We start from the raw sequence: 6541 nt of genomic DNA, 5'->3' as shown, positions 1-6541 counted from the left end.
CAAAAGCTCAAAAGCTCAAAAGCTCAAAAGCTCAAAAGCTCAAAAGCTCAAAAGCTCAAAAGCTCAAAAGCTCAAAAGCTCAAAAGCTCAAAAGCATCCCGGTCGACCAACCGATTTGCTCTTGAAACTGACACTGATTCGAGGCATTCCCTTAACCCGCGCCATGCCCAATTCCCGTGGCGAGGGAGCTTGCTCCCGCTGGGGCGCGAAGCGGCCCTAAAACCCGGCGACGCGGTGGATCAGGTTGATTGAGTGAGCTTGAGAGGGGCTGCTGCGCAGCCCAGCGGGAGCAAGCTCCCTCGCCACGGGGGCTTCACGGGGTATCAGGAATACCGCAACGCCTGCGCCGGTTCGATCTTCGCCGCACGCCACGCCGGGTACACGGTGGCGAGGAAGCTCAGGATGAACCCGGCCGAGCAGATCAGCACCACGTCCCCACGCTGCAGCTCCGACGGCAGGTTGCTGACGAAGTACACGTCGGAACTGAAGATGTGCTGGCCGCTGACCCTTTCCAGCCAGCCCACCAGCGCACTGACGTTCAACGCCGCGATCACCCCCAGCACGCCGCCAATCAGCGTACCGACAACGCCGATCACCGTACCCTGGACCATGAAGATCGCCATGATCTGCCGCGGCGTGGCGCCGATGGTGCGCAGGATCGCGATGTCCGCGCCTTTGTCGTTCACCACCATGATCAGGGTGGCGATGATGTTGAACGCCGCCACCGCAACGATCATCAGCAGCAGCAAGCCGATCATGGTTTTTTCCATTTTCATGGCACTGAACAGGCTGCCCTGGGTGTGTGTCCAGTCGTCAGCCTTGTAGGCCGCGCCAAGGTTGGTGGCGATGTCACCGGAGACCTTCGGCGCCGCGTACAAGTCCTTCACCGCCAGGCGCACGCTTTGTACCTGGTTCGGCTGCCAATGCTGCATCTGTGCGGCATCGGCCAGGTGGATCAGCGCCATGGAGCCGTCCAGCTCGGCGCCCACCTTGAACACACCCACCACATTCAGCCGCTGCATCCGTGGGGTGATGCCGCCGGGGGCCGTGCTGACTTCCGGCACGATCAGGGTGATTTTGTCGCCGACGTTCAGACGAAAACGCCGGGCGGTGATTTCGCCGATCACGACACCAAACTCGCCCGGCTTCAAGGCATCCAGACGCCCCTGGACGATATGCTGGGCGACAATGGACACCTTGCCTTCCTGGGCCGGATCGACGCCACTGATCTGGATCGGCTGCATCGAGCCCTTATGGCTGAGCATGCCCTCCATTTCGGTGAATGGCACCGCAGCGGTGACTTCAGGATTTTTCAGCGCCGCGGCGGCCACCGGTTGCCAGTCGTCGATCGGATTGACGCCGACGATCGTGGCGTGGGGCACCATGCCGAGGATGCGCGAGCTCATTTCGCGCTGGAAGCCGTTCATCACCGACAACACCACGATCATCGCCAGCACACCCAGGGCGAGGCCGATCATCGAGGTCATGGATATGAACGAAACAAAGCGATTGCGGCGCTTGGCGCGGGTATAGCGCGTGCCGATGAAGATCGATAACGGTCTGAACATTCGCGGGGCACCGTATGAAAATAAAAGACCCGGCGTTCGTCACAAACACCGGGTTTCGGTCGGTCAGATGGGCGTCAGGCAACCTTCCTGCAAGTGCAGGACGCGGTCCATCTGCCGGGCCAGGTTCATGTCGTGGGTCACCACCAGGAACGCGGTACGCATCGACGTGCTGAGCTCCAGCATCAAATCCTGGATGCCTTGGGCGGTGTGGGAGTCGAGGTTGCCGGTCGGCTCGTCGAGCATCACCAGCCCAGGCTTGTTGACCAAGGCCCGGGCAATCGCCACGCGCTGGCGTTCACCACCGGACAATTCGGCCGGCTTGTGCTCCAGGCGATGCCCCAGCCCTACCCGCTCCAGCAACGCCGTGGCGCGCTGACGGGCCTCAGGAATCGCCGTGCGGCCAATCAACAGCGGCATGCAGACGTTTTCCAGCGCGGTGAACTCGGGCAGCAAATGGTGGAACTGGTAGACGAAGCCCAGGGAACGGTTGCGCAGCAGGCCACGGGCTTTCTCGTTCAGCGCCGAAAGCTCTTCGCCAGCCAGCCAGACACTGCCGGCGGTTGGCGTATCCAGGCCGCCCAGCAGGTTGAGCAAGGTACTCTTGCCCGACCCGGAGGTGCCGACAATCGCCACGCGCTCGCCAGGATGCAGCTCCAGCTGCAGGCCCGACAACACCACCACCGACTCCGGGCCCTCCTCGTAGGATTTGCCCAGGTTGCGGCAACTCAAGATTGCTTTTTCACTCATGCCCGACTCACTCATAACGTAACGCCTCCGCAGGCTGGGTGCGCGCGGCACGCCAGGCAGGATACAGGGTGGCGAGGAAACTCAGGACCAACGCGGCGCCGCAGACCATCAACACGTCATCGGCCTGCAATTGCGATGGCAGGTAGTCGATGAAGTACACGTCGGCGTTGAGAAACTTGTGCCCGATCAGGCCTTCGAGGGCGGCGATCGCGGCGCTGACGTTCAGCGCGGCGAACATCCCGACCAGGGCGCCGACGAACGTACCGATCACGCCAATGACCGTGCCCTGGACCATGAAGATCCGCATGATCTGCCCCGGCGTGGCGCCAAGGGTACGCAGGATCGCGATATCGCCCTTCTTGTCGTTCACCACCATCACCAGCGTGGAGATGATGTTGAACGCCGCCACGGCAACGATCAGCAACAGCAGCAGGCCGATCATGGCTTTTTCCATGCGGATCGCCTGGTACAGGTTGCCGTGGGTACGGGTCCAGTCCCGGGCGTAGTAACGATCTTCGCCGAGTTGCTGGGCGATGGTCCACGCCACACGCGGTGCCTGGAACAGATCATCGAACTTCAACCGCAGGCCCTGGACCTGATCCGGCTTCCAGCGATGCAGGCGCGCCAGGTCCTGGAGATTGGTGACGCCCAGGTAACCATCGAGCTCGCCAGCGCCGACATGGAAAATGCCGACCACGGTAAAGCGTTTCATGCGCGGGAACATGCCGCCCGGGGTCACGGTGACTTCCGGGGCGACGAAGGTCAGCTTGTCGCCAATGGCAACGCCGAGCTTGGCCGCGGCCTTGTCGCCGATGACGATGCCGAAACTGCCTGGCGCCAGGTCATCGAGTTTTCCCTGCTGCATGAAGTTGTCGATGATCGACACCTGCCGCTCGAGCCCGGGGTCGATGCCATTGAGCAACACTTTGGACACCTTGCCGTCGTTGGTCAGCAGCCCTTGCATCTGGGTGAACGGCGCCACGGCCAGCACCTGCGGGTTCTGCTTGACCTTGGCGGCCAGGCTCGGCCAATCGCTGATGGCTTCGCCGGACTCGAGGGTCGCGTGGGGCACCATGCCCAGCACGCGGGTGCGCATCTCATGGTCGAAGCCGTTCATCACCGAGAGCACGACTATCATCACGACCACGCCAAGGGCCAGCCCGATGATGGACGTCAGGGAAATGAACGATACGAAATGATTGCGACGCTTTGCACGGGTATAACGCGTGCCGATAAATACGAAGAGAGGTCTGAACATGTCGGGGCTTGTTCGGAGGGAAAAGGAACGTCCTTGTGGCGGGGGTCACAAACCAGCTTTACACTCAGACCACCGCCGCTACCATGGGTTCGCCATGTCGACATTAGATGAAGAAGATCGCCGCGAATACTACCGTATCGAGGACACGATCGCACTGGAAATTCGGCCCCTGTCCATTCCTGAAGCTGCTGGCCAGGAAGTGTTGCAGGATGCTTCTCCATTGTTCAATCTGCTCAGTGAATTGCACCTGAGCGAATTCGAGTCACAGCACCTGCTGCGCCAGATCAGCGAGCGCGAACGCAGCATCGCGGCATACCTCAAGGCAATGAACAAACGCATCGACCTGCTCAGCCAGGTCATCGCCCTGACGGTGCTCGGCGAAATCGGCGAACCGCAACCGGTGATCATTTCCGAAGGCGGCGTCGACTTCCAACACCCCACGCCGATCGCGGCCGGCACCCACTTGTCGATCAAGTTGGTGCTGATGCCGCAAGCCCTCGGTCTGTTGCTGCGGGCGCGGGTCACCCACTGCGACCCAAAGGGCGATGGCTTCGACGTGGGCACCGAGTTCGAACGCCCGACCGACGCCCAGCGCCAGTTGCTGGCCCGCTACATCCTGCAGAAACAGGCGCAAGAGCGGCGCCTGGCCCGGGAACAGAACGACTCAGGTATCAATAAGGAAGAACCGTGACCCTCATTTATGGCCACCGCGGCGCCAAGGGCGAAGCGCCGGAAAACACCCTGACCGGTTTTCAGGAGTGCCTCAAGCACGGCGTACGCCGTTGCGAGCTGGACCTGCACCTTTCGATGGACGGCGAGTTGATGGTGATCCACGACCCGACCCTCAAGCGCACCACCGATCGCCGGGGCAAGGTGGTCGAGCATACCGCCGCCGAGCTGGTGACCTACGATGCGCGCAAGGGTGGCCCGGGCTGGATCAAGCCGTGCCCGATCCCACGCCTGGAGGAGCTGTTCGAGAAGTGTGATTTCGAGCACTGGCAATTGGAGGTCAAAAGCGCCTCGCGCACCCGCGCCGCCGCGACGGTGCTGGGCATTCGCGAAATGGCCCAGCGCTTCGGGCTGCTGGACAAAATCACCATCACGTCCAGTTCCCGGGAAGTGCTCAAGGCAGCCCTGGACCTGACCCCGGACATCTCCCGCGGACTGGTGGCCGAATACGCCTGGCTCGACCCGTTGAAGGTCGCCCAGAGTTACGGCTGCGAGATTCTGGCGCTGAACTGGACCCTGTGCACGCCGGAACGCCTGATCAAGGCGCAACGCCAGGGGCTGCATGTGTCGGTGTGGACCGTCAACGAGCCCGCGCTGATGCGCAGGCTCGCCGATTTTGGCGCTGACAGCCTGATTACAGACTTTCCCGGTTTGGCCACTGCCACCCTCGAGAATTGCTGAAATCGGTCTCCCCGGCCGGCTCAGGCCACCGGCCGGAGCCGCTCAAAAAAGCCGGTTGAGCCCGTCATAGGCAGCTACCCGATAGGCTTCGGCCATGGTCGGGTAGTTGAACGTGGTGTTGACGAAGTACTTCAACGTGTTCAATTCGCCCGGCTGGTTCATGATCGCCTGGCCGATGTGCACGATCTCCGACGCCTGGTAGCCGAAGCAGTGCACGCCCAGTACTTCCAGGGTCTCGCGGTGGAACAGGATCTTCAGCATGCCTTGCGGCTCGCCGGCGATCTGCGCCCGCGCCATGCTCTTGAAGAAGGCCTTGCCCACTTCATACGGCACCTTGGCCTGGGTCAGCTCCTGCTCGTTCTTGCCGATCGAGCTGATTTCCGGAATGGTGTAAATCCCGGTCGGTACGTCGTTGACGAAGCGCCAGCTGCCGTTGTCGACAATACTGCCGGCGGCCGAACGGCCCTGGTCGTGGGCGGCACTGGCCAGGCTCGGCCAGCCAATCACGTCACCGGCACCGTAGATGTTCGGTACACAGGTACGGTAGTTTTCGTCGACTTCGATCTGGCCGCGGCTGTTGACCTTCACACCAATGTTTTCCAGGCCCAGGGTGTCGGTGTTACCGGTACGACCGTTACACCAGAGCAAGGCGTCGGCCTTGATCTTCTTGCCGGACTTGAGGTGCAGGATCACGCCATTGTCGACGCCTTCCACGCGGTCGTAGTCTTCGTTGTGGCGCACGGTGATGTTGTTGTTGCTGAAGTGATAGCTCAGGGCCTGGGAGATTTCCGAGTCCAGGAAGCTCAGCAACTGGCCGCGGTTATCCACCAGTTCCACCAGCACACCCAGGCCGCTGAAGATCGAGGCGTATTCGCAACCGATCACGCCAGCGCCGTAGACGATGAGCTTACGCGGGGTGTGACCCAGGCTCAGGATGGTGTCACTATCGTAGATACGCGCGTGGTTGAAATCGATGTCGGCCGGGCGATACGGGCGCGAGCCGGTGGCGATGATGATGTGCTTGGCCACCAGTTTCTCGACCACGCCGTTGCCGCAGACCACTTCGACGGTCTGCTCATCAGCAAAGCTGCCGGTGCCAAAGAACACGTCAACGCGATTGCGGGCGTAGTAGCCAGTGCGCGAGGCCACCTGCTTGGAGATCACCTTCTCGGCGCTCTTGAGCACGTCCGGGAAGGAGAACCAACGCGGTTCGCCGATGGCACGGAACATCGGGTTGGTGTTGAACTGCATGATCTGCCGGACCGAGTGACGCAAGGCCTTGGACGGGATGGTACCCAAGTGGGTGCAGTTGCCGCCGACCTGCCGACGACTGTCGACCATCGCCACCTTGCGCCCTGCCTTGGCCGCGTTCATTGCCGCGCCTTCCCCCGCCGGGCCGGAACCCAGTACCACCACGTCGTAGTTGTAGACAGCCATGCGTACTCCTCAGAACAGGCCGCGGCACCACACTTGGCGCCGACGGCTAAATCATGCCGGCCCGCGGCATGAAGGAACAATTTGGGGCCGGTTCACGAGCCCGGCCACAGTCTATAGAAGC

At 61.8% G+C, this 6541-nt stretch carries 7 protein-coding genes; 3 read left to right on the top strand and 4 right to left on the bottom strand.

What is annotated here, in order from left to right; all coding sequences use genetic code 11:
* Nucleotides 1-252, top strand: a 252-nt coding sequence (locus BLU76_RS31685; protein ID WP_218190241.1) for a hypothetical protein, incomplete at its 5' end; no start/stop codon positions are given.
* Nucleotides 253-323: 71 nt separating this feature from the next.
* Here BLU76_RS31685 and BLU76_RS13745 read toward each other — a convergent pair.
* The 3 genes from BLU76_RS13745 to BLU76_RS13735 all read right to left on the bottom strand — a co-directional run bounded on the left by BLU76_RS13745 (nucleotide 324) and on the right by BLU76_RS13735 (nucleotide 3573).
* Nucleotides 324-1568, bottom strand: coding sequence for a lipoprotein-releasing ABC transporter permease subunit (locus BLU76_RS13745; protein ID WP_063322170.1), 1245 nt, complete (start codon nucleotides 1566-1568; stop codon nucleotides 324-326).
* Between the two features lie 63 nt (nucleotides 1569-1631).
* Complete coding sequence (gene lolD / locus BLU76_RS13740; RefSeq protein ID WP_162843734.1) at nucleotides 1632-2315, bottom strand: lipoprotein-releasing ABC transporter ATP-binding protein LolD; 684 nt, start codon at nucleotides 2313-2315, stop codon at nucleotides 1632-1634.
* 7 nt (nucleotides 2316-2322) lie between these two features.
* A complete protein-coding gene (locus tag BLU76_RS13735) occupies nucleotides 2323-3573 on the bottom strand; it encodes a lipoprotein-releasing ABC transporter permease subunit (RefSeq protein WP_003199675.1) in 1251 nt (416 codons plus the stop codon).
* Nucleotides 3574-3667: 94 nt separating this feature from the next.
* Between BLU76_RS13735 and BLU76_RS13730 the strand changes: the two genes are divergently transcribed.
* Nucleotides 3668-4264, top strand: coding sequence for a PilZ domain-containing protein (locus tag BLU76_RS13730; RefSeq protein ID WP_092148363.1), 597 nt, complete (start codon nucleotides 3668-3670; stop codon nucleotides 4262-4264).
* Entirely contained in the window at nucleotides 4261-4983 is a 723-nt protein-coding gene (locus BLU76_RS13725) for a glycerophosphodiester phosphodiesterase (RefSeq protein WP_003199672.1), read from the top strand. Before BLU76_RS13730 ends, BLU76_RS13725 begins: the two co-directional genes overlap by 4 nt.
* Before the next feature lie 42 nt (nucleotides 4984-5025).
* Here BLU76_RS13725 and sthA read toward each other — a convergent pair whose 3' ends face one another.
* Nucleotides 5026-6420 (bottom strand): Si-specific NAD(P)(+) transhydrogenase, encoded by a 1395-nt coding sequence (gene sthA, locus BLU76_RS13720; RefSeq protein ID WP_003183399.1) that lies wholly within the window; start codon nucleotides 6418-6420, stop codon nucleotides 5026-5028.
* Nucleotides 6421-6541 lie beyond the last annotated feature (121 nt).

Origin of the sequence: Pseudomonas sp. NFACC08-1, assembly GCF_900106735.1 — a bacterium.
GTDB classification, from domain to species: Bacteria; Pseudomonadota; Gammaproteobacteria; order Pseudomonadales; family Pseudomonadaceae; genus Aquipseudomonas; species Aquipseudomonas fluorescens_Q.
The sequence above is the reverse complement of the archived record's forward strand: the minus strand, read 5'-3'. Positions and strand labels throughout refer to the sequence as shown.

What these genes read in the sequence shown, in the direction of transcription:
- BLU76_RS13745 (WP_063322170.1), bottom strand. Translation starts at nt 1,568, where the DNA reads ATGTTCAGACCGTTATCGATCTTCATCGGCACGCGCTATACCCGCGCC.
- lolD (WP_162843734.1), bottom strand. Translation starts at nt 2,315, where the DNA reads ATGAGTGAAAAAGCAATCTTGAGTTGCCGCAACCTGGGCAAATCCTAC.
- BLU76_RS13735 (WP_003199675.1), bottom strand. Translation starts at nt 3,573, where the DNA reads ATGTTCAGACCTCTCTTCGTATTTATCGGCACGCGTTATACCCGTGCA.
- BLU76_RS13730 (WP_092148363.1), top strand. Translation starts at nt 3,668, where the DNA reads ATGTCGACATTAGATGAAGAAGATCGCCGCGAATACTACCGTATCGAG.
- sthA (WP_003183399.1), bottom strand. Translation starts at nt 6,420, where the DNA reads ATGGCTGTCTACAACTACGACGTGGTGGTACTGGGTTCCGGCCCGGCG.